The 24,898-nt window shown below is 44.3% G+C and carries 22 protein-coding genes; 4 read left to right on the top strand and 18 right to left on the bottom strand.

Annotated features, from left to right (window positions below; translation table 11 throughout):
• Positions 1–5: 5 nt before the first annotated feature.
• Genes OA57_RS08565 through OA57_RS08555 form a run of 3 tightly spaced genes read right to left on the bottom strand, consistent with a single transcriptional unit; the run spans position 6 to position 3,595 of the window.
• Entirely contained in the window at positions 6–1,034 is a 1,029-nt protein-coding gene (locus OA57_RS08565) for a substrate-binding domain-containing protein (RefSeq protein WP_200883614.1), read from the bottom strand.
• A gap of 34 nt (positions 1,035–1,068) precedes the next feature.
• On the bottom strand, positions 1,069–2,052 hold the full coding sequence (locus tag OA57_RS08560) for an ABC transporter permease (RefSeq protein WP_034616319.1): 984 nt from the start codon (positions 2,050–2,052) through the stop codon (positions 1,069–1,071).
• Positions 2,053–2,104: 52 nt separating this feature from the next.
• Positions 2,105–3,595 carry a sugar ABC transporter ATP-binding protein gene (locus tag OA57_RS08555; RefSeq protein ID WP_034616317.1) on the bottom strand — a complete coding sequence of 497 codons (1,491 nt, stop codon included), beginning with the start codon at positions 3,593–3,595 and terminating at the stop codon, positions 2,105–2,107.
• Positions 3,596–3,852: 257 nt separating this feature from the next.
• On the opposite strand from OA57_RS08555, the gene OA57_RS08550 reads away from it, so the two are divergent.
• Positions 3,853–4,827 carry a sugar-binding transcriptional regulator gene (locus tag OA57_RS08550; RefSeq protein ID WP_034616315.1) on the top strand — a complete coding sequence of 325 codons (975 nt, stop codon included), beginning with the start codon at positions 3,853–3,855 and terminating at the stop codon, positions 4,825–4,827.
• Between the two features lie 54 nt (positions 4,828–4,881).
• Here the strand turns inward: OA57_RS08550 and waaF are convergent, their stop codons facing one another.
• Genes waaF through OA57_RS12715 form a run of 3 tightly spaced genes read right to left on the bottom strand, consistent with a single transcriptional unit; the run spans position 4,882 to position 7,085 of the window.
• Positions 4,882–5,925, bottom strand: coding sequence for a lipopolysaccharide heptosyltransferase II (gene waaF, locus OA57_RS08545; protein WP_034616312.1), 1,044 nt, complete (start codon positions 5,923–5,925; stop codon positions 4,882–4,884).
• Between the two features lie 19 nt (positions 5,926–5,944).
• Positions 5,945–6,871, bottom strand: a complete 927-nt coding sequence (gene rfaD / locus OA57_RS08540; protein WP_034616305.1) for an ADP-glyceromanno-heptose 6-epimerase — start codon at positions 6,869–6,871, stop codon at positions 5,945–5,947.
• A 52-nt stretch (positions 6,872–6,923) separates the two neighbouring features.
• Complete coding sequence (locus OA57_RS12715; protein ID WP_161788344.1) at positions 6,924–7,085, bottom strand: hypothetical protein; 162 nt, start codon at positions 7,083–7,085, stop codon at positions 6,924–6,926.
• 134 nt (positions 7,086–7,219) lie between these two features.
• Between OA57_RS12715 and OA57_RS08535 the strand changes: the two genes are divergently transcribed.
• On the top strand, positions 7,220–7,603 hold the full coding sequence (locus OA57_RS08535) for a VOC family protein (RefSeq protein ID WP_034616303.1): 384 nt from the start codon (positions 7,220–7,222) through the stop codon (positions 7,601–7,603).
• On the opposite strand, the gene phoR is transcribed toward OA57_RS08535, so the two are convergent.
• From phoR to OA57_RS08515, 4 genes are all read right to left on the bottom strand, one after another.
• Positions 7,587–8,888, bottom strand: coding sequence for a phosphate regulon sensor histidine kinase PhoR (gene phoR / locus OA57_RS08530; RefSeq protein WP_034616300.1), 1,302 nt, complete (start codon positions 8,886–8,888; stop codon positions 7,587–7,589). The two genes, OA57_RS08535 and phoR, sit on opposite strands and share 17 nt — an antisense overlap.
• A 13-nt stretch (positions 8,889–8,901) precedes the next feature.
• Entirely contained in the window at positions 8,902–9,591 is a 690-nt protein-coding gene (gene phoB / locus OA57_RS08525) for a phosphate regulon transcriptional regulator PhoB (protein ID WP_034616298.1), read from the bottom strand.
• A gap of 163 nt (positions 9,592–9,754) precedes the next feature.
• Positions 9,755–11,110: a glutathione-disulfide reductase gene (gene gorA / locus OA57_RS08520; RefSeq protein WP_034616296.1), complete on the bottom strand. Its 1,356-nt coding sequence runs from the start codon at positions 11,108–11,110 to the stop codon at positions 9,755–9,757.
• Positions 11,111–11,227: 117 nt separating this feature from the next.
• Positions 11,228–12,070 carry a 23S rRNA (adenine(2030)-N(6))-methyltransferase RlmJ gene (locus OA57_RS08515; RefSeq protein WP_034616290.1) on the bottom strand — a complete coding sequence of 281 codons (843 nt, stop codon included), beginning with the start codon at positions 12,068–12,070 and terminating at the stop codon, positions 11,228–11,230.
• A gap of 139 nt (positions 12,071–12,209) precedes the next feature.
• Between OA57_RS08515 and prlC the strand changes: the two genes are divergently transcribed.
• On the top strand, positions 12,210–14,249 hold the full coding sequence (gene prlC / locus OA57_RS08510; protein ID WP_034616288.1) for an oligopeptidase A: 2,040 nt from the start codon (positions 12,210–12,212) through the stop codon (positions 14,247–14,249).
• Between the two features lie 69 nt (positions 14,250–14,318).
• On the opposite strand, the gene OA57_RS08505 is transcribed toward prlC, so the two are convergent.
• Both OA57_RS08505 and OA57_RS08500 read right to left on the bottom strand, forming a co-directional pair.
• The gene (locus tag OA57_RS08505; protein ID WP_034616287.1) at positions 14,319–15,626 is read right to left on the bottom strand and encodes an MFS transporter; all 1,308 of its coding nucleotides are present in this window, start codon (positions 15,624–15,626) and stop codon (positions 14,319–14,321) included.
• A 19-nt stretch (positions 15,627–15,645) separates the two neighbouring features.
• Entirely contained in the window at positions 15,646–16,341 is a 696-nt protein-coding gene (locus tag OA57_RS08500) for a 7-cyano-7-deazaguanine/7-aminomethyl-7-deazaguanine transporter (RefSeq protein ID WP_034616285.1), read from the bottom strand.
• 231 nt (positions 16,342–16,572) lie between these two features.
• Here OA57_RS08500 and OA57_RS08495 point away from each other — a divergent pair, with 231 nt between their 5' ends.
• Entirely contained in the window at positions 16,573–18,204 is a 1,632-nt protein-coding gene (locus OA57_RS08495) for a CTP synthase (protein ID WP_034616283.1), read from the top strand.
• A 73-nt stretch (positions 18,205–18,277) separates the two neighbouring features.
• Here the strand turns inward: OA57_RS08495 and OA57_RS08490 are convergent, their stop codons facing one another.
• From OA57_RS08490 to OA57_RS08465, 6 genes are read right to left on the bottom strand one after another with little or no spacing between them, the layout of a single operon-like run.
• Entirely contained in the window at positions 18,278–19,144 is an 867-nt protein-coding gene (locus OA57_RS08490; RefSeq protein WP_235424662.1) for a ribokinase, read from the bottom strand.
• A 13-nt stretch (positions 19,145–19,157) separates the two neighbouring features.
• The gene (locus OA57_RS08485; RefSeq protein ID WP_235424661.1) at positions 19,158–20,048 is read right to left on the bottom strand and encodes a MurR/RpiR family transcriptional regulator; all 891 of its coding nucleotides are present in this window, start codon (positions 20,046–20,048) and stop codon (positions 19,158–19,160) included.
• A complete protein-coding gene (locus OA57_RS08480; RefSeq protein WP_034616279.1) occupies positions 20,023–21,000 on the bottom strand; it encodes an ABC transporter permease in 978 nt (325 codons plus the stop codon). The genes OA57_RS08485 and OA57_RS08480 overlap by 26 nt, the downstream gene beginning before the upstream one ends.
• A gap of 30 nt (positions 21,001–21,030) precedes the next feature.
• Positions 21,031–22,536: a sugar ABC transporter ATP-binding protein gene (locus tag OA57_RS08475; RefSeq protein ID WP_034616276.1), complete on the bottom strand. Its 1,506-nt coding sequence runs from the start codon at positions 22,534–22,536 to the stop codon at positions 21,031–21,033.
• 20 nt (positions 22,537–22,556) lie between these two features.
• Positions 22,557–23,600, bottom strand: coding sequence for a sugar ABC transporter substrate-binding protein (locus tag OA57_RS08470; RefSeq protein ID WP_034616275.1), 1,044 nt, complete (start codon positions 23,598–23,600; stop codon positions 22,557–22,559).
• A 52-nt stretch (positions 23,601–23,652) separates the two neighbouring features.
• Positions 23,653–24,630 (bottom strand): sugar phosphate isomerase/epimerase family protein, encoded by a 978-nt coding sequence (locus tag OA57_RS08465; RefSeq protein ID WP_034616274.1) that lies wholly within the window; start codon positions 24,628–24,630, stop codon positions 23,653–23,655.
• Positions 24,631–24,898 lie beyond the last annotated feature (268 nt).

The following is a 24,898-nucleotide window of genomic DNA, read 5'->3' as shown; positions in this document are numbered from 1 at the left end:
ACAAGTTAATTATTAGATTTCATCCAATCTTCCAATAATACATTTGAAGATCTGAACTCCGTAACATTTTCAATTAATTCATCTATATTTTTAATGTTATTTTTATTTAACATATCTTGTGTAATTAAGACCGGAGGAATGGTAATTTGATTATCAACATTATCACCTTTTAATAATTTAGCCAAAGCACGGACGCTTACTTCACCCATAATAGAGGGATTTGTTGCAACCGTAGCCACCCAAGCACTATTCGGTTCCCGCATTGTTTGAATATCAGAATTAGAAATATCAGCACTATATATTTTAATTTTCCGACTAAGTCCAGCCTCTTCAACAGCAATTTTTATCCCCTTTGCAAATTCATCATAAGGAGAAAATGCGACTGTAATATCCGGATTAGCCCGAAACACGGCAGCTGCTTGATCTGCTACTTGATTGGGAATGGGGTTATTCATTGTGCCGAATCTGGCAATTTCCTGAATATTCGGATAGGTCTTTTTAAATTCTGTAAATACTTCATCTCTACGATCCAACGGCGGAATACCCGGCACATATACATAAGCTGCTTTCCAAGACTCTCCGTTATCTTTAATTGCTTGCAATAAAGATAACCTTGCTATTTCATGATCATCCTGATTAATCTGAGGAATACTCGGATGCTCTGCATTAACATCAAATGCAACGACTTTAATACCGTTTTCTACAGCAACCTCTGCCAAATCTTTTAAAGAATCAGTAAATCCATGCTGTAAAATAATACCGTCATACCCTTTCATAATAACTTGTTCTAATTGATTTCGTTGCAGTGCGGCATCTTGTCTTGCATCATAAACGTCTAATTTCAAACCCAATAATTTACTTTGTTTCTTTACTCCATTTAAATATTGCTCAGGAAAATCACCTTGTGATAAATACCGCACATGAGCAATCTTAAACTTCTTACTTTGAAAATCAGCCAAGTCATTCGCTACCGTCATGTTCATAGCGCCCAATAAAAAAGCAGATACAATCACTCTTGAAAATAAATTTTTCATATTAAGCTCCATTATTCATAGTTGAATAGAAATACTATTTATGTTTTCTTGATAATCCAAATGTAAACATTAATGCGACAACCAACACTAATCCCTTGATAAAATCCTGTGTATAATACGGCGTATTTATCATAGTCAATCCATTTAAGAGTACTCCGACAAATAACGCGCCTATTGCCGCTCCTTGTGCATTAGGTCTGGCTGCCCCCAATACCGCATATCCGATTAATGCGCCGGCAACACCATCCATCAACAATGAGCTTCCGGAACTGACATCTCCCCGACCAATTCTTGCCGCCAGTAATATTCCACTGATTGAGGCGAATATTCCTGATAAAATATAAGCTGAGTATTTATAATATTCGACTTTTGCTCCCGCCAATCTGGCGGCTTTTTCATTTGATCCTATCGCATACATTACACGTCCATACCGAGTACGCTCTAAAAAAAGATAAGTAATAACAGCAAGGAATAACATTATAATGACCGGAATTGGTATAATATTAAATATTCTTGCTCTACCCAGAAATAGAAACACCTCAGAGAATACGCCTGTCGCATTACTTCCGTCACTTAAACTCATTCCGGTAGAAATAGAACGTCCTTGAGTCGGTATAAGTTGCAATCCTAATAATAAAAACATCATTCCCAGTGTTGTTAACAAATCAGGAATTTTCATTTTTATAATTAAAAATGCATTTATAAAACCAACAATAATTCCAATCGAAATAGCAACGAGAATTGCAATTCCTGCACCAAAATCCAGTACAACCATTACATAACTGGAAGCCATCATAGAAAAAGCCGCAGTCGAACCTACTGAAAGATCAAAACCATTTATCGCAAGTGTTGCCGTTATCCCTAAAGCCAAGATCGCCACAATAGAAACCGATTGAAGAATAATCATCATATTTAATGTGCTCATAAACATAGGCTCTATGATTGAAAATATCAGTAGCATCATGCATAATAAAATTAAAAGACCATATTTAATGCTAAACTTTCTAAGTTCTTCCATAACATTCCCTTATAGTGATAATAAAAAATAATTTATTGCTGATATATCACACTCATCCCGATGCTATTTGCCTTATAATTAAAGGCATATCAATATTGTTGATATAATGAACTCCAATTAAATTATTACTATTAAAAACAATAATTCTATCGGCTATCTCTAATGCCTCTTCAATATCCGTACACACCGCAATAGTCGCTCTTGAATCAGCCGTATTTCTTAATAATTTCCCTATCTCTCTCCTCGAACCGATATCCACTCCCTGAAACGGCTCGTTTAATAAAAAGACTTTACTCTCATTTAACATCCATCGTGACATCATCACCTTTTGCTGATTTCCACCTGATAAGGCAGATAATAAATCTTGAGCATCTGTATATTTTACCTTGGTCTTTCTCAAGATATTTCCTACCTCCAAATGTTCTTTAGATGTATTTATAAAACCAAATTTATTAGATAAGGATTTTAAAAATGGAAGCGTCACATTATATTCAATGGAAAAATCTGGAATAACGGCATTATTCCCTCTATCTTCCTGTAACATAAAGATACCCTTTTCAATAGATTCTTTAGGATTATCAGGCAGCCACCTTTTCTCCTCTAAAAATACTTCTCCTGAATAAGGGGTATACAGACCGAATAACGACTCAATCAGAGCATTACAACCGGAGGATAATAATCCTGTCAAAACAACAATCTCTCCTTTTTTTAACTCAAGATCAAAAGGAATGGAGTTTTCCTTTAATTGATAGTTTTTAAGCGCTAAAATTGTTTCACCTCCTGGGTTATACGTATATTTTATATCTGCAACCTTATGTCCTAACATCGAGTCTACCGCACCGGAATAATTCAGCGGTTTTTCAAAATTGCCGACAATACACCCTTCTCTTAACGTTGATATCCTATCTGCCAATGCTCTAATGTCAGACATTCTGTGAGAAATATAGATAATAGCGACGCCGTCTTGTTTCATTTTATTTATCGCTTTAAATAATTTTTTTGTTTCCGAATCAGATAAACTTGAAGTTGGTTCGTCCAGTATTAAAAGGTGAGGTTTTTTAGTCAGTGCCCTGGCAATAGATACAAGCTGTTTATCTGCTTGTGATAATTCTGAAACAGGTAAATTAAGAGGTAAATCAAGCCCCACTAAAGATGCTATTTTTTCAGCCTCTGCATAAAGTGCTTTTTTACGGATAAAAATATTCTTATTATTTTCACATAGTTTATCTAATAGCAGGTTTTCAGCCACGGTCAAATCTTGTACGACACCATCATTGATAGTTTGATGAACCGTGACTACGCCGACTTTAATTGCTTCATCTGGTGAGCTCATCCTACATTTTTTACCATTTATAACGACAGAGCCGGCATCAGGAAGATAAACACCGCTTAAGATTTTAACCAAGGTTGATTTACCCGCACCATTGGCTCCCATCAAAACCAAGACTTCTCCGCCTTCAATCGTTAAAGAGACATTTTGTAATACGATGTTTTCACCAAATTTTTTCTTAATACCCTGAATTTCAATCTTATTTTTATTCATATCACACCCAAAACATTACATTTGATAACACAAAGCATTCTTTTGATAAGATAGGATAAGATTAAATCTTATCTATTGATAATGCAATGCATACTTTTGTATAATTAGTGATATGGTTAACAGTTTTGAACTTTTCTGTTATTTTGAAGAGTATCCACTAACCAGAGATTGAAAATGAAATTACCACACTGTCCAATTGACAGACTGACATTTAAAGTGCGGTATAATCAGTTATCATTTAAGCCAAAGGAAAATAAATGAACAATAACAAGAAATTTTTTAAGATCGATCCGATACTGCATGCCTCATGGCTATACTATCAAGAGGGATTAAATCAGGCGGACGTTGCTGAAAAAATGAATGTATCCAGGTTAACGATAAATAAATATTTATTGCAGGCAAGAGAAAGGGGCGTCATCAAAATAGAACTAAACTTAGACGAATATATGAACGATTATTCCGCAATCACCATTAAAACTAAATTTAATCTTAGCAATGTCTTTATCGTACCGGGCATTCATTCCGCTATCATGCCGTCTACAGAATTTCGTAAATATATGGCAAACGCCGGCGCTGCCTATCTGGCTGAAATGATAGAAGATAATGATTTTTTGGGGGTTGCTTGGGGAAGAACGATCCACATGTTAGGAAATTATATTACGCCAAAACGCTTACATAATGTCAATGTCATCCAAATGTTAGGTTCTATCCTGCCCCAACCCGATTTTACAACAATAGAATCATCAACAAAAATTGCGCAAAAACTTTCCGCCGAGTGTGTTTCACTGCACGTACCGGCTATCGTATCAACTTCCCGACTTGCTCAAGAATTAATGAACGAACCGATTATTCAACACAATTTTTCATTACTGCAACAATGTAACAAAGCACTGACCGTCGTTGGTAATACGCAAAATACCAATCCGTTAATTAGTAGCGGTGTCTTGTCTACCCAAGAAATGAAAATAGTCAGAGATCTGGGGGCTGTCGGCGTATTGTGTGGGCGTTTCTATGATATTGACGGACAAGCCGTTCCATATAAAGACGTTGATAATCGCTTACTTGGTATTACTCTTGACCAATTACGAGAGATAAAAACCAAAATATTTTTAAGTGCGGGCGAACACAATTTTGATGCATTAATCGGTGCATTACACGGAAATTTCATTACCGATCTGATTATTGATGAAGATACGGCAAAATTTTTGCTCAACTATACGCCCAAACAATAATATGAAAATGCTAGGCACTATACATGGATAAATATAGTGCCGAAATAAATATGGCTAATTTTTCAATACTCGCATTAGTCTTTCCTGTACCAATTCCGGCTGAATATCAATCAGACTTTGATGATAGCCTTCTGCGCTGTCGCTGCCTTTGCGCACTTTGATTAATCCCCCGTCGATTAAGCGGATAATTTCCACCTTATCGCTTAACGGTGGGGTGTATTGCGGACTGGTCGGGCCGTATAACGCCACCAGCGGGCGTTGTAGGGCGGCAGCGATATGCATCAGCCCGGAATCATTACTGACCACCGCTTGGCAGCATGAAATCAGATCTATCGCCTCTTCCAAGCGAGTCTGCCCGGCAAGGTTGATACAGTAACCTTGAAGTGCGGTTACTAAGCTGCTGCGGATCTGCTCTGCTGTGTCATCATCTTTAGCGGATCCGAAAATATGGATTTGGTAGCCCTGTTCAATTAACCGTTCCGCCAGCTTGGCATAATGGTAATGCGGCCAGCGTTTTGCCGGACCGAATTCTGCACCGGGACAAAAGCCGATAATCGGGCGGTTTTCGGCAAGTGCGGTCTGCTTTTCAAATTTTTTGCAGCTGGCGGCAACTTGTTCGGCATTTACGCTTAAATACGGATAGGGTATCGGCAGCTTATCGGCCGACGGAACCGCACTTTTCTCAAAGGCAAGTGCGTTATAACGCTGCACCATTAACGGGTAGTCCCGTTTGTTGCTGCGCAGATCATTAAGCAGAAAATAGCGGCTTTCCCCTTTCCAGCCGCGCCGCTGTGCAATCTTGGCAAAGAGCGGTATCAAGGCGGATTTCAGCGAATTGGGCAAAATAATCGCCTGATCATAGTGATCACGCAACGCTTTCCCCAAGCGATAACGTTCGCCTAAAGCAAAGCTGCCGTGGCCAATCGGCATTGCAATCGCTTGATTGACTTCCGGCATACGACAAAGCAGCGTCCGACACCAATCGGGCGCCATCACATCAATGACACAATCGGGGCAGCGCTGTTTCAGCACCTGATACAGGCTGTGAGACATCATCATATCGCCGACCCATGACGGCCCAATCACCAAAATTTTCATCGCTCGCCCTGCCCGTTAATTATGCTTTATTTAACCACGCCATATATTCCGCCACGCCTTCGGCAACGGTTTTGAACGGTTTGTCATAACCGATGGCGCGCAGTTTGGTTAAATCCGCTTGGGTATATTCCTGATAACGGCTTTTCAAATGCTCCGGGAACGGAATAGTTTCGATTTGTCCTTTGTTATGGAATTTCACCACCGCATTCGCCACGTCCTCAAACGATTCGGCATTGCCGGTACCGCAATTATAAATACCGGAAATTTGATTTTGCCAACACCAGATATTGACTTGCGCCACATCGCCGACATACACGAAATCACGCCGGAAGTGTTCGCTGCCGGCAAACAGTTTCGGATTTTCGCCTTTCAGAATCTGGTTATTCAAATGAAATGCCACACTTGCCATGCTGCCTTTATGATTTTCGCGCGGTCCGTAAACATTGAAATACCGGAAACCGCACACCGGTGATTCGGCTTCCGGCAGAATCTCGCGCACATATTGGTCAAACAGAAATTTGGAATAACCATAGACATTCAACGGCCCTTCAAACTCACGCTGTTCTTTAAATTCGGTTTTATCGCCGTAAGTTGCCGCCGATGACGCATATAAAAACGGAATGCGGCGATCCAGACAGTAATGCAGCAACTCTTTAGAATATTCATAATTATTGCTCATCACGTATTTGCCGTTCCATTCGGTCGTCGCCGAACACGCTCCCTCGTGGAACACCGCTTCAATGTCGCCGAACTCGTCACCGGCAATAATCGATGCGATAAAATCTTCTTTATCACAATAATCGGCAATATCCAAATCCACCAAATTGGCAAACTTGGTGCCGTCGGTCAGATTGTCCACCACCAGAATGTCTTTACGCCCAATCTCGTTCAATGCTTTGATAATATTACTGCCGATAAACCCTGCGCCGCCCGTTACGATAATCATGTTTTCCACCTTGTTCGGTTGTTTGAATGAATTGGGGTTATTGTAATGGAAATCAGGGATAAGTGAAAATACGATTATTAACAAGCGGCGATGAAAACGTTAAAGTGCGGTTTATCTGCCGCCCGCCATCAAACCGACGCTTGACGAGCGGCATTTTCACAAGCGGTTTGAGAGAATTCAGCAAACGGGCAATACGATTGCTAAGTATTTTCATCACTACCCCCTCGAACATATTCAGGTTAAACTCAAGGACTGAATGCTAACACATACAGAACTCAACCCTTGAAATCACCGCTGAACGTTTGCGGTGGTTATTTATACCGCACTTTGCTTTTATCAGGAGAAAGTATGATTAAAATCGACAGTCTTGACCATTTGGTTCTGACCGTTGCCGATCAACAGCGCAGTATTGATTTTTACACTCGCATTTTAGGTATGCAGGAAGTGACTTTTGGTGATAACCGTAAAGCGCTGTTATTCGGCAAACAAAAAATTAATTTACACGTCAAAGGTCGGGAAATCGAGCCGAAAGCGTCACAGGCGGTTTGCGGTTCGGCAGATTTATGCCTGTTGACTTCCAACGCCTTGCCGGATGTCATCAGCCATTTACAACGGCATAATATCGACATTATTGAAGGAATCGTCACTCGCACCGGTGCGATCGGTAAACTCGACTCGATTTATCTGCGCGATCCTGACGGCAATCTGCTGGAAATCAGCCGTTATCGATAGCGCTGTTTTCCCGTACCACAAACTCATGCGGAATGGTGAACGAGAATGTGCTGCCTTTGCCCGGTTCGCTGCGGATTTGCAGCCGACTGTTTAAGTGCGCCAAGGCATATTTCACAATCGCCAACCCGATACCGCTCCCGCCCTGATCACGGCTACGCGATTCGTCTACCCGATAAAAACGTTCGGTCAAGTGCGGTAGATGTTCCGCCGCAATGCCTTTGCCGTTGTCTTTTACTTCAAAATAAGCGCCGTTTTCCGTCTTCTTCCAACTTACGGCTATCATGTCGCCTTCAGAATGGTTCATCGCATTGTAAACCAGATTCGACAGTACGCTGTTCAGCTCGCCGGCATTGGCGTTGACCTTCAGCGTCGGATCAAAATCAAAGCTGATGCGGTGTGTTTTATCGCGCAAAATCTCAGAATCATTGGCCAATAATTTCAAGATAGCCGGCACATCAACCAATTCCCGCGCTTCACTGCCCGCCGAGGTTTCGATTTTGATTAAAAAAGTCAATTGTTGCAGCAGGCGGCTCATACGGTGTACCTGTTCCTGCATAATCGACACCGCTCTGGCGTGCAGGGTTTTCGAGGCCTTACGGTCTTCCAACATCTCCAAATAGCCTTGCAGCACGGTCAACGGAGTGCGCAATTCATGATTCAGGTTGGAAAGGAAAATCTGGCGACTTTGCAGTAATTTGATGATTTGGGTAATATCGCGCGCAATCAGCATATAGTTTTCATCATCATAGCGATTCAGATTGACTTCAATATATTGATCGCTGTTGGGCATCAGTACCAGCGGCATTTTGTGTTCCCCACTTTCGAAATACTGCTTGAATTCGGGATAAAACATCACGTTCAGCAGATTTTTTTGACTTTTCTTATTCCAAAAAAAAGAAAATAACTCCTGTGCCGCATTGTTGCACCAATAAATTTGCCCGTCATAACGGCAAATGATCACCGCATCGGGGATAAATTGAATATTTTTGTTCAGCCGCGACAGAATCCGCAATGTGCGGAACCGCTCTTTGTGCGACCGGCGTTTTTGATAGGCCACGGTTTGCGAAATGGTTTCCCAGATCCCGATTTGATATTTGTCGCTGACACGGTTACGGTCGAGCATTTTGAGAAAACGGGTTTCGTTGTAGTGATGCCAAATCAGAATCAGCAGCAAGATCAGAATAAACCAAATCAAAAACGAACCGCTGAAATAACTGAACAATGCCGCCGTCACCGCCGCCACCGACACTTCGAGCACAAAGTTGAAACAGGGCATTTTCAGCATGGTCGACTCCTATTCAGCGCGGCTTGGAAAAACGGTAACCGGCACCCCGCACGGTCTGAATATAGTGATCATAACCGTGTTTTTCCAAACTTTTGCGCAAACGGCGGATATACACATCAACCGTGCGATCTTCAACATAAATATCATCGCCCCAAACACGATCAAGCAATTTTTCGCGACTATACACTTTTTCCGGATGTTTCATAAAGAAATTCAATAACTTGAATTCTGTAGAACTGAGTGAAATCTCTTTCTTTTTACAACTGACCCGATGGGTGTTGTTATCCAACACCAAACCGTCGATTTCCAACACTTTTTCCGTTTGTTCGAATCCGCTGCGACGCAGCACCGCTTTCAGCCTCGCCACCAATTCTTTCGGCGAAAACGGTTTGGTCACATAATCGTCCGCACCGGCATTCAGGCAGGCGATACAATCCGCCTCTTCACTTTTGGCGGTCAACATCACCACCGGCACGTTGGCACAGGCTTCATGCTGTTTTAAATATTGCAAAAACTGCAAGCCCGATTTCCCCGGTAGCATCCAGTCCAGCACCACCAAGTGCGGTATCTGCTGCCCGACCTGCCGAATCGCACTGCGGTAATCCCCCGCCTCCATCACATCATAGCCTTGCTGCAACAGCACCAACGCCACCATGTCGCGAATGGCGGTTTCGTCTTCCACTAATAAAATTTTGGTGGACACTAATGTTCTCCTTTATTATCACCGCGGCGGTGGCTTAAAAATGTTTTTTCTTATTATCGCGTTGCTTCACACTATAGCAAAAAAGCGCCCTCCATCTCAATTGCCGAAACGACAAAACCCGCACAAGGCGGGTTTTCGATTAAAGTGCGGTCTGACAACACGATTAACGCATGGTAACAAACTCTTCCGAGCCGGTCGGATGAATCGCAACGGTGTTGTCGAAATCGGCTTTGGTTGCGCCCATTTTGATCGCCACCGCAAAGCCCTGAATCATTTCGTCCACCCCGAAACCGATACCGTGCAAACCGACGATTTTTTCGTCCGGGCCGGCACAAACCAGTTTCATGCAGCACGGCTGACGATGCTGCGTGACGGCGGTGTACATGGCGGTGAAGGAAGATTGATAAACTTTCACATTCGCTTCGCCGTATTGCTCGATCGCCTGCGGCTCTGTCAGACCGATGGTACCGATTGGCGGATGGCTGAAGACCACCGTCGGAATCAGGTTGTAATCCAAATGTTCGTTCGGCTTGTGATTAAACAAACGCTCGGACAAACGGCGTCCCGCCGCAACTGCAACCGGCGTCAACTCCACCGCCCCGGTGTTATCGCCGACGGCATAGATTCCTTTGACATTGGTGTTTTGGAATTTATCCACCGGAATATACCCTTTGCCGTTGGTGTGCACGCCTGCGGCTTGCAGATTGAGATTGTCCGTTGCCGGCTCACGCCCGATTGCCCATACCAACGTATCCACGGTTTGCTCCCGTCCGTCTTCCAATTTCACTGTCAGGCTGCCGTCCGCATTTTTCACAATCTCCTGTGGAATGGCGTGCGAGTGCAAAGTCGGGCCTTCATTTTTCAATACGTCGAGCAAGGTTTCCACGATTAACGGATCAAAAGTCCGCAGCGGCGCATGTTGGCGCACAAACAGATGGGTTTCCACGCCCAAACTGTGTAGCACGCCCGCCAGTTCAATCGCAATATAACCGGCGCCGACCACCGCAACCCGTTTCGGTAATGCGTTCAGCGCAAACACACCGTCAGAGTTGATGCCGTATTCCGCCCCTTTAATATTCGGCATTGACGGGCGCCCGCCGGTGGCGATCAAAATATGGTCAGCCGTGATCTGTTCACCGTTGACTTCAACGGTATTGCTGTTGACAAATTTGGCGAAACCGTGAATCACATCAACCTGATTATTGCCCAAAACACGCTCGTAAGACTGGTGAATGCGCCCGATGTACGCCTGACGACTTTCCACCAGTTTGGAAAAATCAAAGCCGTTCAGTTTCACGTCAAAGCCGTAATCCGGCGCATACAAATTGATCGCTTCGGCGATCTGCGCTCCGTGCCACATCACTTTTTTCGGCACGCAACCGACATTCACACACGTGCCGCCTAAATATTTGGCTTCGATAATCGCACATTTTTTGCCATAACTTGCAGCACGGTTAACCGAGGCAATGCCGCCGCTGCCGCCGCCGATGGCAATATAATCATAATGTTTCGCTGTCATTTTTTTATCCTTAAATTTATTACTGAAGTTGTTGCTTATTCTGTCGAAAAAGCCTGTCAAAAACTAGTCAATAAAACTGATTATTTTGATTGCCGCCGACAATCTATCACTGTGCGGCTATTCCGGCATAATCCAAGTCACTTTCCATGATGCGGTGTTGTCCGGCACCAGTACTTGCGCCAAATACGGCAACAGAGATTGCATCTGCCCTTCCAACGTCCACGGCGGATTAATCACAATCATGCCGCTCGCCGTCATGCCGCGCTGATCGGAATCCGGACGCACCGCCAGTTCAATCTGTAAAATTTTACGAATGCCGGTTTGTTCCAAACCGCGAATGATTCGCTTGACGTGCTGGCGCAGCACCACCGGATACCAAATCGCATACGTCCCGGTAGCAAAGCGCTTATAGCCTTCTTCAACCGCTTTCACCACCAAATCGTAATCCTCTTTCAATTCATACGACGGATCAATCAGCACCAATCCGCGACGCTCTTTCGGCGGCAACGCGGATTTCAGCTGCTGATAACCGTTTTCACGTTTGGTCGTCACATTTTCATAAGGTTTAAAATTCAACCGCAGCGACGGAAAATCGCTCGGATGTAACTCGGTCAGCAAAGCCCTATCCTGCGGCCGCAACAAATTAGCGGCGATCAACGGCGAGCCGGCATAATGGCGCAACTGCGGGCCGTGATTTAATTTTTTGATTTGCGCCACATAATCCGCCACCGCTTGCGGCAGATCGTCCCGTTGCCATAAACGGGCGATTCCCTCTAAATATTCCGCCGTTTTTTCCGCTTCGTAACCGGTCAGATTATAACGTCCGACCCCGGCATGAGTATCCAGATAAAAAAAGCCTTTCTCTTTTTGTTGCAATGACCGAATGATCAACAATAGCACCAGATGTTTCAACACATCGGCATGATTACCGGCATGAAAGCTGTGGCGATAGCTCAGCATAATAGATCCTTTTTGATTGTACGCCTGATTATGCGACAGTTTACCGCACTTTTCGCGCTTTTTCTTTATTGTTCTCTTGAATTAGGGTAAAACACGCCTTATCTAACTAAAAACCGACCAAACCTAAAAAGAGAACATTATGTCGAATCCGTTATTAACTCAAACCGGCTTACCGCACTTTTCACAAATTCTGCCCGAACACGTCGTGCCGGCGATTGAATACTTAATCAAACAAGCACGCCAAACCGTTGACGATGTACTGAAACAACCGCACTTTCATTGGGATAATTTGGTACGGCCGTTAGATGAAGCCGGCGATCGGCTCGGACGTGCCTGGTCGCCGGTCAGCCATCTGAATGCGGTCAAAAACAGCCCGGAACTGCGTGAAGCCTACCAAGCCTGTCTGCCGCTGCTTTCCGAATACAGCACCTGGATCGGGCAGCATCAAGGCTTGTTCAATGCCTATTCGCAGCTGAAAAACAGTGCCGAATTCGCCACACTGTCACAGGCGCAACAAAAATCCATCAACGATACCCTGCGTGATTTCGAATTATCGGGAATCGGATTAGACGCCGAAAAACAACAACGCTACGGCGAAATCGTCGCCCGTCTGTCGCAGCTCAGCTCGCAATTCAGCAATAACGTGTTGGACGCCACCATGGGCTGGGACAAAGTCATCAGCGACGAGAACGAACTGAAAGGCTTACCGGAGTCGGCGCTGCAAGCCGCCAGAGAGTCGGCACAAAGCAAAGAATTGGACGGCTACCGCTTCACGCTCGAATTCCCAAGCTATTTACCGGTGATGACCTATTGTGAAAACCGCACTTTGCGTGAAGAAATGTACCGTGCTTTCAACACCCGCGCCTCGGATCAAGGCCCGAATGCCGGCACATGGGACAACAGCGATCTGATCGAGGAGATACTGCAACTGCGTTTTGAACTGGCGCAATTGTTGGGTTTTGAAACCTACGCCGATTATTCCCTCGCCACCAAAATGGCGGAAAGCCCGACACAAGTATTGGATTTTCTGGAAAATCTGGCGGTTCGTGCCAAACCGCAAGGGGAAAAAGAACTGGCGGAATTAACCGCCTATACTGAAAAAACATTTGGCGTCAGCCAACTGGAACCGTGGGATATCAGCTTCTACAGTGAAAAGCAGAAACAGCATCTGTTTTCGATCAATGATGAAGAACTGCGCCCGTATTTTCCGGAAAATCGGGTGTTAAACGGGCTATTCGAAGTGGTTAAACGGATTTTCGGCATCACCGCCCAAGAGCGGTTTGATGTCGATGTCTGGCATGAGGACGTCCGTTTTTTTGAACTGTATGATCGTAACCATGAACTACGCGGCAGTTTTTATCTCGATCTGTATGCCCGTCCGCACAAACGCGGCGGCGCTTGGATGGACGACTGTATCGGTCGCAAAAAACGGGCTGACGGTGACATTCAAAAACCGGTGGCGTATTTGGTCTGCAATTTCAATCGCCCGATCGGCGACAAACCGGCGTTGTTTACCCATGATGAAGTCACCACGCTGTTTCACGAATTCGGACACGGCATTCACCATATGCTGACGCTAATCGATGTCGGCGGTGTATCGGGCATTAACGGCGTACCGTGGGATGCGGTCGAACTGCCGAGCCAGTTTATGGAAAACTGGTGCTGGGAAAAAGCGGCGTTGGACTTTATTTCCGGTCACTACCAAACCGATGAGCCGTTACCGACAGAAAAATTGGATCAGCTGTTGGCGGCCAAAAATTATCAGGCTGCGATGTTTGTCTTGCGCCAGTTGGAATTCGGTATTTTCGATTTCCGCTTGCATTATCAATATGATCCGAAACTGGGCGCTCGTGTATTGGACACACTGAAAATCGTCAAAGATCAGGTTTCTCTGTTTAAAGCGGTCGATTGGGTTCGTACCCCGCACTCGTTCAGCCATATTTTCGCAGGCGGATATTCCGCCGGTTATTACAGCTATCTGTGGGCGGAAGTCTTGTCTGCCGATGCATTTTCATTGTTTGAAGAACAAGGCATTTTCAATCCGCAGACCGGACAGGCATTTTTGGATCATATCCTGACCCGAGGCGGTTCGGAAGAACCGATGGCGCTGTTCAAACGCTTCCGCGGCCGTGAACCGCAGTTGGACGCATTGTTGAGACATAAGGGAATTGCGGGTTAAACCGCACTTTGTGTTTAGCAAACCAATAGCCGGGCATCATGTCCGGCTTATGTCGTTATCCGTCAATTTTTAAACAGAAATTATATTGGCTTTCGGCTTTAACCCGTACACCGCCAGTGTGGAAATCAACATCACTGCCGCCGCCCCCAGATATAACTCTTTCGACTGCCAGCCTGCTTCCAATAAATGCCCGGCCAGAATCGGCGCAAAAATCGCACCGAAACGACCGATACCAATTGAAAAACCCACTCCGGTACTACGGATTTCCGCTTGATACAGGCTGGGATTCAAAATATACAAACCACTGATACAGCCGTTAATCAGGCTACCGATCAAAATACCCAATACAAAGGCAAAACCGATGCTTTGCAACGAAAACACAAAACCAACGATGGCGATACTCGCCAACACCCCGAATACCATCAAAATATGGCGAGCCGTCCAGCGGCTGGCAAAAAAGCCGAATGTCAGCGCCCCGCAAGTACCGCCCAGCGACAACATCATGCCGACACTGATACTCTCATTTTTACTCATGCCTGCCTGTTCCAACAACGCGGGCGTCCATGAACTGATAAAATAGAAGCTGAACATAATGGTGAAAAATGCCGCCCAAACCAGCAGCGTGATTTTTAGATAATTAGGGGAAAACAGTTCTAAAATGCCGCGCGGCTGTTGTTGTTTTTTCGTTTGTTGCACCAACGTCCATTCGCCTTTTAAGTTCAAACGGGCGGCGATTTTGTTTAAACGTTGCAGCGCATTTTTCGGTTTCTTACTCATTAGAAAATCTATCGATTCCGGCAAAAACAATAAAATCACCACAAAACACGCACCGGTCAATGCCGCACCGATAAAAAATACCGATTGCCAACCGTATGCCATTTGTAAGAAACGTGCCGACATGCCGCCCAGCACCGCCCCGATGCCAAAGCCCGCCGCATACAGACTGATCGCCAAACCGTGCCATTTGCGCGAAGAATATTCACTGACAATCACATTAGTACAAGCTAAAATACTGCCGACACCCAGACCGGTAATCACCCGCCATAATGCCAATTGATAATGATCCGCGGCAAAACCGGACAATAACATGCCCAACGTTGACAGCAACACCGAAACCAACAATAACGGACGGCGACCGAATTTATCCGCCAACGGCGCCAAAAACAGCGAGCCGATTGTCATACCGATCAGCCCCGCACTTAATAAATAACCGACTTGCGCCCCATCAAGCCCGAAGTCTGTTTTAATCGCCGATGCGGTGAACGCCAGCGCCAAAACATCAAAGCCGTCCAATACATTCAATAAAAACGCCAACATCACAATGCCCCATTGGAACGGGCTCATCGAACGTCCGGCAATCGCTTGTCTTAAATCCATTGTTTTTTCTCTGTCTAAGTTAATTAAAAGTCGGCTGACGCAAATCAGCCAATTGCTGCAATTTTTTCAGAATAACATTCAACACCACGCCATAGGCCGGCACAAAAAACAGTAAGCCGATAAACAGTTTGAACAGATAATCGACAAAGCCCAGTGCTAACCAGTTTTCCGCCATAAACGGATCGCTGCTTTGGTAAAATGCAATCGCAAAGAACATCAGCGTATCGCAGGCGCTGCCGAAAGTCATCGAACAACTCGGCGCAATCCACCAACTTTTCAATTGGCGCAAACGGTTGAAAACCAGCACATCAAGCAATTGCCCGAATACATAAGCCGCAAAACTGGCCATCGCAATACGGAAAACAAACAAGTTGAACTCTGCAAGTGCGGTCAAGCCTTGAAATTGTTGATCGACAAACAGCGTGGAGACCAAATAGCTGATAATCAGTGCCGGAATCATTACCATAAAAATAATCTGGCGCGCCTCTTTAGCACCGAACACCCGCACGGTCAAATCGGTCGCCAAAAAGATAAACGGAAACGTCAACGTGCCCCATGTAGTATGGAAAGCGAAATCACTGAACGGCAACCGCACTTCGAAAGCGTACTGCACCAGATAATTACTGGCCGTAATGATTAAAATATGAAAAAAACTGAGAATAATTAACGCATTGCGTTTCTGTTGCGTATTGAATAGCGAAGAATTAGCAATCATGACATATACCTTTTTATTTCTGTTTGGGGGCGAGGGAACCCAAATAAATCTGTTAAATTTGTTGATTAAAAGAGCGGTGATGATACGGATTTCTGCACAAAAGGCAAGCAAAATGAACCGCCAAATCGCTGAATCAGTATTTGAGTTTAGCGCAGCTTTGATATAAACTACTTTCCCGTCCTGATAAGACTTTCTTATCCCAAATCATTTCACATACAGACTGGATTTCAAATGGCTACCAATTATATTTTTGTGACGGGCGGTGTCGTATCTTCCCTCGGTAAAGGTATTGCAGCGGCATCACTGGCTGCGATTTTAGAAGCGCGTGGTTTAAACGTAACCATGATGAAACTTGATCCTTACATCAACGTTGACCCCGGTACAATGAGTCCGATTCAACACGGTGAAGTGTTCGTTACCCAGGATGGGGCGGAAACCGATCTCGATTTGGGGCATTACGAACGTTTTATCCGCACCAAAATGACCAAACGCAACAACTTTACCACCGGCAAAATTTATTCGGAAGTGTTGCGCAAAGAACGCCGTGGCGACTATTTAGGCGCAACGATTCAAGTGATTCCGCATATTACCAACGAAATCAAAGCGCGCGTGATTGACGGCGCCGCCGATCACGATGTTGCGATTGTCGAAGTGGGCGGAACCGTCGGTGATATCGAATCGCTGCCGTTTTTGGAAGCCTTGCGCCAACTTGCCGTACAAGTCGGGCGTGACCGCACTTTGTTCATGCACCTGACATTAGTGCCGTATATTGCCGCCGCCGGCGAACTGAAAACCAAGCCGACCCAGCATTCGGTTAAAGAACTGCTGTCGATCGGGATTCAGCCGGATATCCTGATCTGCCGTTCCGATCGTTCCATTCCCGCCAATGAACGGGCTAAAATTGCGCTGTTCTGCAATGTCCCGGAAAAAGCCGTCGTGTCGCTGAAAGACGTCAGCTCGATTTACCAAATTCCGGCAATGCTGAAATCGCAAGGTCTGGACGACTACATCTGCCAACGTTTTCACTTCGATGCGCCGGAAGCCGATTTAAGCGAATGGGAACAAGTGTTATATCGTGAAAGCAATCCGAGCAACGGTGATGTCACTATCGGCATGGTCGGCAAATATATTGAGCTGCCGGACGCTTATAAATCGGTCAACGAAGCGTTAAAACACGCCGGCCTGAGCAATCGGTTAAGCGTGCATATCAAATATATCGATTCGCAAGATATCGAATCGAAAGGCACAGAACTGTTAAAAGGGCTGGACGGCATTTTAGTGCCGGGCGGTTTCGGCTACCGTGGGGTCGAGGGTAAAATCATGACCGCACAATATGCGCGCGAAAACAATATTCCATATTTGGGAATCTGCCTCGGTATGCAAGTAGCGCTGATTGAATACGCGCGTAATGTCGCCGGACTAAAAGACGCCAATTCCACCGAATTCAATAAAAACTCGCCTTATCCCGTTGTCGGCTTAATCACCGAATGGCAGGATGCGACAGGCAATGTCGAAACCCGCAGTGAAAACTCGGATTTAGGCGGCACCATGCGCCTTGGGGCACAAGTGTGCCATTTGGTTGAAGGCACTAAAACACGGGACGTTTACGGCGCGGCAACCATTGAAGAGCGCCATCGCCACCGCTATGAAGTCAATAATAATTTATTACCGCAAATTGAAGCCGCGGGCTTAAAAGTCAGCGGCTTGTCGGCGGATAAAAAACTGGTTGAAATCATCGAAATCCCAAACCACCCGTGGTTTATCGCGGCACAATTCCACCCGGAATTCACCTCCACCCCACGCGACGGACACCGGTTATTTAGCGGATTTGTTAAAGCTGCGAAAGAACATCAGAAAAAGTAACCATTTATTTTATATAATAAAAAACAGCAAGATTATAATTTTTCTTGCTGTTTTTTATTGCAGATTTTTCTTTTTAATATTGCAATCCAGATACATGTTCCGCAGCTTTAGCATTTGCAACCTCTACAGCATGTTTCAAAGACAGCCCTCGAACCAGCCCTGCACCTAAATGTCCGACAAAACAATCGCCAGCGCCTAACGTACTGACTACTTTTATTTTTTGTGCTGCAATAGTTCCTGATTCTTTATCGTTTGCAAATGCCACACCATCACCACCTGCGGTAACAATCACCTGCTTATACGTCTTAGCAAGTCGAATGGCGGCGGCTTTGGCACTATCCAGATCATGTACTGCAATACTGCTCATGTCTTCCGCTTCAATAGCATTTACAACCAAAATATCGATTAACTCAACCAAATCGGTGGATAATGTCTTTGCCGGCGCCGCATTGATACAAACAAGAATTTGTCGTTTGACCGCTTGCCGTGCCGCAGCAATATTGACAGCTTCGGCAACTTCATTCTGTAGAATCAGCATTCCCACGTTATGCCATAATTCATCATTTGAAAATTGCGCGGTATCTATCCATAAATTCGCCCCAGAAACAACAACGGCACCATAATCGCCTTCACCGTCCATGATTGCGACACTCATTCCCGAACCTGTATGTTCAATCTGTTGAATAAAACGCAAATCAATGTCTTCAGCTTGAAGTTTATCCAATAAAAAGATCGAAAAGTCATCTTTTCCAACCGCACTTACCATTCGAACGGGACAACCTGCTTTGGCAACGGCAACGGCTTGATTTCCGCCTTTTCCACCAAACTTAGGATACCACCGTTGTCCCAACACGGTTTCGCCTTTCAGTGGTCGATGAGACGACTCAACGACAATGTCATAATGCAAACTGCCTATTACTACGACGCTCTTATTCATCATCATTTTTCCTTTTTTACTTTATTCGTTTGCTCTCCACGGCAGCTCGAGTTTTGCGTAAATTAGCTTCTGCTCGGGATAAATTACGTTTTGCCACAGCAACATACAATGCATCCAAAATATTTAATTGAGCAATACGTGCGGCAGCATTCTCGCCTAAAAGTAACGAACCTTGTGACGTGGAATTCAGTACTACATCGGCATATTGTGTTATCGGTGATGTGGCGTAATTCGTGATTGCAATGGTTTTAGCGCCATTTCTACGGGCAAGCTGTAACGGCTCGATTACATCAATGGTCGTGCCTGAATGGCTGACTGTGATAACCGCACTTGCATCATTACAAACGGCTGATGCCATCAGCATCATGTGTGAATCGTCATAAACCGTCGCTTTGATGCCGATTCGCAAAAATTTATGCGCCATATCTTTCGCTATTTGAGCAGAGCCGCCGATACCGAATAAATCAATACTTTTTGCATTACACAATATTTCCACACTGCGCTCAAAGGCTTCGATATCTAAAATTGCCAGTGTTTCTTCTAATGCCTGAATGGATGTTTCAAACACTTTTTTGATAATTTGTGCCGAATCGTCCTGTTCGGAGATTTCGGAATGCAGGCTTGCCACGTCCAATTGCCGATAATAAGCCAATCCGCTACGCAACTCCCTAAAACCTGAAAATTCAAGTTTTTTTGCTATTTTTACAATCATCGCCTCAGAGACATGGTTTTCTTCAGCGATTTCTTTTAATGGCGTACTTTCTGAAAAATCCGGCTTAGCTAGAATTTGATCAATCACTTTAAGTTCTAATGGTGTCAGTTGCTGTCTTCTTGTACGAATATGCGCACCGATTGTTTTTGGATCTAACTGAGCCATAATTTTATTTTCCTCTGGTTGCTCTATCAATTAACATTGCAACGATAATAATAATACCGGTTGCCAATAATTGATAGAAGGCTTGAATATTTAGTAATGTCAAACCATTGCGCAATGCCCCCAGAATGATCGCACCGAGAATGGTGCCGAATACGCTGCCTTTGCCTCCCATTAATGAAGCCCCGCCAATCGCCGCAGCCGCAATGGCATCCAGCTCCCATAAATTCCCCAGCGTCGGATCCGCAGCCCCTAAACGACCTACCAATACCAGTCCGGCTGTTGCCGCCAAAAAACCTGAGATCATATACACCGTCATTTTTGTTTTTGCTACCGGCACACTGCATACTCGTGCCGCCTCCTCGTTCCCTCCGACAGCAAAAATATATTCACCGATTGGCGTTTTAGTTAAAACAATCCACAAAACAAATGCGATAATTGCAACGATAATAATCGAGCTTGGAATACTGAATAATGTACCGTTCATGAATGAACGAAACTCCGTCGGAATCCCAAAAATCGGATTACCGCCGGTATAAAGCAAAGATAATGCACGATATAGCGATAAACTGCCCAATGTCACAATAAACGGTTGTAACCCGGCATATGCAATCAATACTCCATTGAACAATCCCCCCAACAGCCCTACGGCCAAAGCCCCTAACACCGCAATAGGTACAGGTATTCCCGCCACCATTAAACTCGCCCCGACGACGGCTGCAAGTGCTGCCGTCGGACCGACAGACAAGTCAATACCCGCAGTGATAATGACTAATGTCATTCCCAAAGCCACGGCTGCATTCAATGAAGACTGCTGCAAAATATTAAGTAAATTAGGGACAGTAAAAAAAGTTGTCGACAAGAGAGAAAAGACGAGAAAAATAATCACCAAACCGACCAATGTCCCGGCATCACGGACATTGAAATTAAGAGAAAAGCCTTTTGAAGACGGTTGTGCATTCAACGGAGAAGTTTGAGAATTCATGTTTCTTTCCTTTTACTAAATTAAGTTGAATCAGGCAGCAAGCGGTTTTTCCTGCCCGATAGCATATTGCCCGATATTGGTTTCATTAATATCATCACCAATAAGTTCGGCCGCAATTTTGCCTTCTTTCATCACCAATACCCGATCCGAAACTCGAATAATTTCCGGCATTTCGGAAGAAACCACCAAAACCACATTGCCGGCTTGTGCTAAATTTTCAATAAGGTTATAGATTTCAGATTTTGTGCCGATATCGATACCTCTGGTAGGCTCATCAAATAAATAAATTTTTGTTCCTGCCGCAAGCCAACGTCCGATAATCACTTTTTGCTGATTACCGCCACTAAATGTACCGACTGTTTTATCCAAATTAAGCGGTTTCAGGTTAAGATCCATCATTAATTGATGGGAAATTGCCTGTAAATAACTTTTACGAATAAAACCGGAGCGGCTAAACCGCCTCATAGACGGCATGGCAATATTAATTGATACACTGCGATCTTTTAAAATCCCTTCTTTTTTGCGATCTTCGGGAACAAGTCCGATGCCCATTTTGATGGCCGCTCTCGCACTATGCAGTGTTAAAGCTTGACCATTCACAAAAATTTCACCACTCGTCGGCTTATCCAAGCCGGCAATTAAACGGAATAATTCTGTTCTGCCTGCGCCAACCAACCCTGAAATACCAAGCACTTCACCTTTATGAGCCGAAAAACTCACATTTTTTACCGCACTTTCCCGCCCTAAGTTTTTTACTTCCAAAATACATTCATCGGTTTTAAAAGAGCGGTGTATTAATTTCTCAATTTTTCGCCCGACCATTTTAGTCACGAGCGTTTCTTCCGTTTCATTCGCCATATCAACACAATCAATAAACTGCCCGTCTCTTAAAATAGTGGCGCGGTCACACACCTGAAATAACTCATCCATTTTGTGTGATACATAAATAATGGATACGCCTTTTTTTGCCAACGCCTTAATCAATTCACTCAGTCGTCTAAATTCGCTCGGTGTCAAACTTGATGTCGGTTCATCCATTGCAATAATCCGAGCATTACCCAGCAATGCCCTTGCAATTTCAACGATTTGTTGCTGTGCCACTTTAAGCGTTTTAATCGGCATGTTCGGGTTGATAGTGGGATCGAGATCGTACAAAACCTCTTGGGCTATTTTTCTTTCTTTAGCCTTATCCACAAAAAAACCAAATGATTTTGTCAACGAATGTCCTAAAAACATATTCTGAAAAACGGACAGCTCCGGCACATTTTGCAACTCTTGATGGATCATCGCGATACCGTATTCCTGAGCCGCTCTGGGAGAATTGATAGTCGCCTTTTGGCCATCAACATAAATCTCTCCCTCGGTAGCTGCACGCACCCCCGAAAGCAAATTGAGTAGTGTCGATTTTCCTGCTCCGTTTTCGCCGATTAATGCATGAACTTCGCCGGGACGAACATTAAATGATACGTTCTGCAAAACCGTTACCGATCCATATCTTTTTGTCATTCCACGCATACTCAAACGTTCCGTCACCATAGAGCCCCCCGTTTTTCGTTTTATTGTGCTAAAATTTTTCTTAACGCTTCAGAATTAGCCTGAGAATAAGTATTTACATTCTCTTTGGTAATTAAAGCTTGCGGCGTCGTAACCACTCGCGGCAATTGTTGCCCCGCGCTTAAGCGAAGCACAACTTCCATCGCCACCTCGCCCGTCAATACCGGAAAACTATCTACCGTGCCTGTCAATTCGCCGGCTAAAATTGACTTATAAGCATCAGAAATTCCATCAGTGCCGAATACCGCCACTTTATCCTGTAATTTTCCTGCTTTTACGGCTTCTACCACGCCCAGCGCCATACCGTCGTTATTGACATAAAAACCGATTAAATCGGGATTCCGTTGTAAAATATTCGTTGCCACGTTGTACGCTTCCTCACGGCTCCAATTTGCCGGAACGCTGGCTACAACATCAAATTTTCCGTTTGCGTTTATCGTTTCGGTAAAACCTTCCGTACGTTGTTTAGCGGCAAAAACGCCCGGCTGTCCCTCAACAACCGCCACTTTTCCGCCGTTCGGACGATTTTCAATAAACCAGTTTGCGACACGCACCCCGTTATCTTTTTGTACATTGCCGACATAGTGAGTCGCACTCGGCATGACGGCGTCATTCACATTTACGGCGGCAATCCCTTTTGATTCGGCAACTTCAATCGCCGGCTGTAAATTGACATCGGTTTGCGGAGAATATAACAATGCGTTATACCCTTCGGTAATCATAGTTTCCGCAATAGAAAGCTGTCCTAACTGATCGCCTTCATTTGCAGCGGCCTGATAGGAAACAAATACATTATATTTATCGGCAACGTTTTTGTAGCCTTCTCCCAATGAACGCCAATATTCATTAGTCAATGTTTTGGAAACCCCACCGATACGCGTTCCTTCTTTAATTACCGGCATTTTGCCCAACTTGCTTTCCAATTCGATCCAATTTATCCGGTCTGTTTCCGTATCCGAATTTAACGGTGGCAAAGCCGCTAGCGCCGAGCCAAAAGCAAATGAAAGTGCGGTAGAAACTAAGGTGGTTTTAATGAATTTATGCATACTTTTTTCCTTCTTTAGTAAGTGGAAGTCTTATTAACGGCAATAAAATACTTTACCGCCCAAATAAAAATTGATTCACAATGCCTTGACTGGCAACCGCATCTTGCTGCTCGATTGCCTGTTCGAGTGCTTTAACATCATTAAGTTGATCGGCAATGCGAATGAGCTGATGTACAGTTTGAATATTGAGTTCGCATTCTCTGACAGGATCCAACCCACTGGCATCGGGAAAAGTATCAAAATAGTAAGCCCCGCTAAATCCTGTTTTACGTAATTGCCAGATAAGTTCTAATGTTGCACGCGGATTGGCAGAAGCAACCATTAAGCCGTCATCACGTTTGTGATACCCGTCATTTAAATGTAATCCCATGATTTTGCATCGTTTTGATATCATTGTTGCAGCAAATGCCGGCATTTCATCTGCGTATAGTACATGCGCAAAATCCAGTGTCATTCCTACATTTTTTGCGCCGATATCAGAAATCGCAAGTAATGTAGTCGATACATCCGGTAAAATACTGAAAGAACGAGGCTCGTTCGGTTTATATTCAATACTAATGTCAACATCCGGAGCGTAAGCAGCAATCTCTTGGAATGCCGTTATTAAGTCATCCCACATTTTTGCGTAATTGGCCTGGAAGCTATAATCAAAACCGTCCTGCCCAAGCCAAATAGTCATTAAATTTGTACCGAATTCCCGTCCGCAATCAATCCCTCGTTTCGTCAAGTCAATGGCCTCACGGCGAAGATGACGATCCGGATGGGTAAAGGCACCTAATTGAAATTTACTGTCATAACGCATCGCCATACCATTAACCCGCAAGCCGTTATCTTCAATAAATTGTCTCAAATCCTTAGGATCTTCATTAAGATGCTGCGGATAATTTAAATCCAAATCCGTTAATCCGTTTACTGTCGCCGCTCGCTCAATCATTTGCCGCGTGCTCGGTTTACCTTTTAATTCCTGCCAATACAGATGTGCTCCGGAAGCAAAAGAATTCAACCTTGTCGCAAATCGTAGTTTTTCCATATCCTCTTTCCTTGGTAAAATAATCCTGTGAATTACTTTACCAATTTATTATATTTTGTAAAATTGTTTATTTTATTTTTGTGATCCAAATCTTATTTTTTATAAAAAACCGGCTCGCAAGGCCAATTTCAGTAGAAATAACAAATGCCACAGCGTCTATTGATAGGTAGAATATAAAAAGAAATCACATCCTAGATTTAAATCAATAAATTTCTATTTTTTACAAGACAAAGCAGGCAAATCGCTTTACTATATTGGCAGTTTTTTT

The organism is Chelonobacter oris (assembly GCF_000772535.1).
Taxonomy (GTDB): domain Bacteria; phylum Pseudomonadota; class Gammaproteobacteria; order Enterobacterales; family Pasteurellaceae; genus Chelonobacter; species Chelonobacter oris.
Note: the sequence above shows the minus strand (reverse complement) of the source record. Positions and strands in the feature narration are given on the sequence as shown.

Bases quoted from the DNA above. Each gene is read 5' to 3' on its own strand.
- prlC (WP_034616288.1), top strand. From the start codon at position 12,210: ATGTCGAATCCGTTATTAACTCAAACCGGCTTACCGCACTTTTCACAA.
- OA57_RS08555 (WP_034616317.1), bottom strand. From the start codon at position 3,595: ATGAATAAAAATAAGATTGAAATTCAGGGTATTAAGAAAAAATTTGGT.
- OA57_RS12715 (WP_161788344.1), bottom strand. From the start codon at position 7,085: ATGAAAATACTTAGCAATCGTATTGCCCGTTTGCTGAATTCTCTCAAA.
- OA57_RS08490 (WP_235424662.1), bottom strand. From the start codon at position 19,144: ATGATGAATAAGAGCGTCGTAGTAATAGGCAGTTTGCATTATGACATT.
- gorA (WP_034616296.1), bottom strand. From the start codon at position 11,110: ATGACAGCGAAACATTATGATTATATTGCCATCGGCGGCGGCAGCGGC.
- OA57_RS08505 (WP_034616287.1), bottom strand. From the start codon at position 15,626: ATGGATTTAAGACAAGCGATTGCCGGACGTTCGATGAGCCCGTTCCAA.
- OA57_RS08550 (WP_034616315.1), top strand. From the start codon at position 3,853: ATGAACAATAACAAGAAATTTTTTAAGATCGATCCGATACTGCATGCC.
- OA57_RS08465 (WP_034616274.1), bottom strand. From the start codon at position 24,630: ATGGAAAAACTACGATTTGCGACAAGGTTGAATTCTTTTGCTTCCGGA.
- OA57_RS08565 (WP_200883614.1), bottom strand. From the start codon at position 1,034: ATGAAAAATTTATTTTCAAGAGTGATTGTATCTGCTTTTTTATTGGGC.
- rfaD (WP_034616305.1), bottom strand. From the start codon at position 6,871: ATGATTATCGTAACGGGCGGCGCAGGGTTTATCGGCAGTAATATTATC.
- OA57_RS08500 (WP_034616285.1), bottom strand. From the start codon at position 16,341: ATGATTGCTAATTCTTCGCTATTCAATACGCAACAGAAACGCAATGCG.
- OA57_RS08515 (WP_034616290.1), bottom strand. From the start codon at position 12,070: ATGCTGAGCTATCGCCACAGCTTTCATGCCGGTAATCATGCCGATGTG.
- waaF (WP_034616312.1), bottom strand. From the start codon at position 5,925: ATGAAAATTTTGGTGATTGGGCCGTCATGGGTCGGCGATATGATGATG.
- OA57_RS08475 (WP_034616276.1), bottom strand. From the start codon at position 22,536: ATGGTGACGGAACGTTTGAGTATGCGTGGAATGACAAAAAGATATGGA.
- OA57_RS08470 (WP_034616275.1), bottom strand. From the start codon at position 23,600: ATGCATAAATTCATTAAAACCACCTTAGTTTCTACCGCACTTTCATTT.
- OA57_RS08535 (WP_034616303.1), top strand. From the start codon at position 7,220: ATGATTAAAATCGACAGTCTTGACCATTTGGTTCTGACCGTTGCCGAT.
- OA57_RS08480 (WP_034616279.1), bottom strand. From the start codon at position 21,000: ATGAATTCTCAAACTTCTCCGTTGAATGCACAACCGTCTTCAAAAGGC.
- phoR (WP_034616300.1), bottom strand. From the start codon at position 8,888: ATGCTGAAAATGCCCTGTTTCAACTTTGTGCTCGAAGTGTCGGTGGCG.
- OA57_RS08560 (WP_034616319.1), bottom strand. From the start codon at position 2,052: ATGGAAGAACTTAGAAAGTTTAGCATTAAATATGGTCTTTTAATTTTA.
- OA57_RS08495 (WP_034616283.1), top strand. From the start codon at position 16,573: ATGGCTACCAATTATATTTTTGTGACGGGCGGTGTCGTATCTTCCCTC.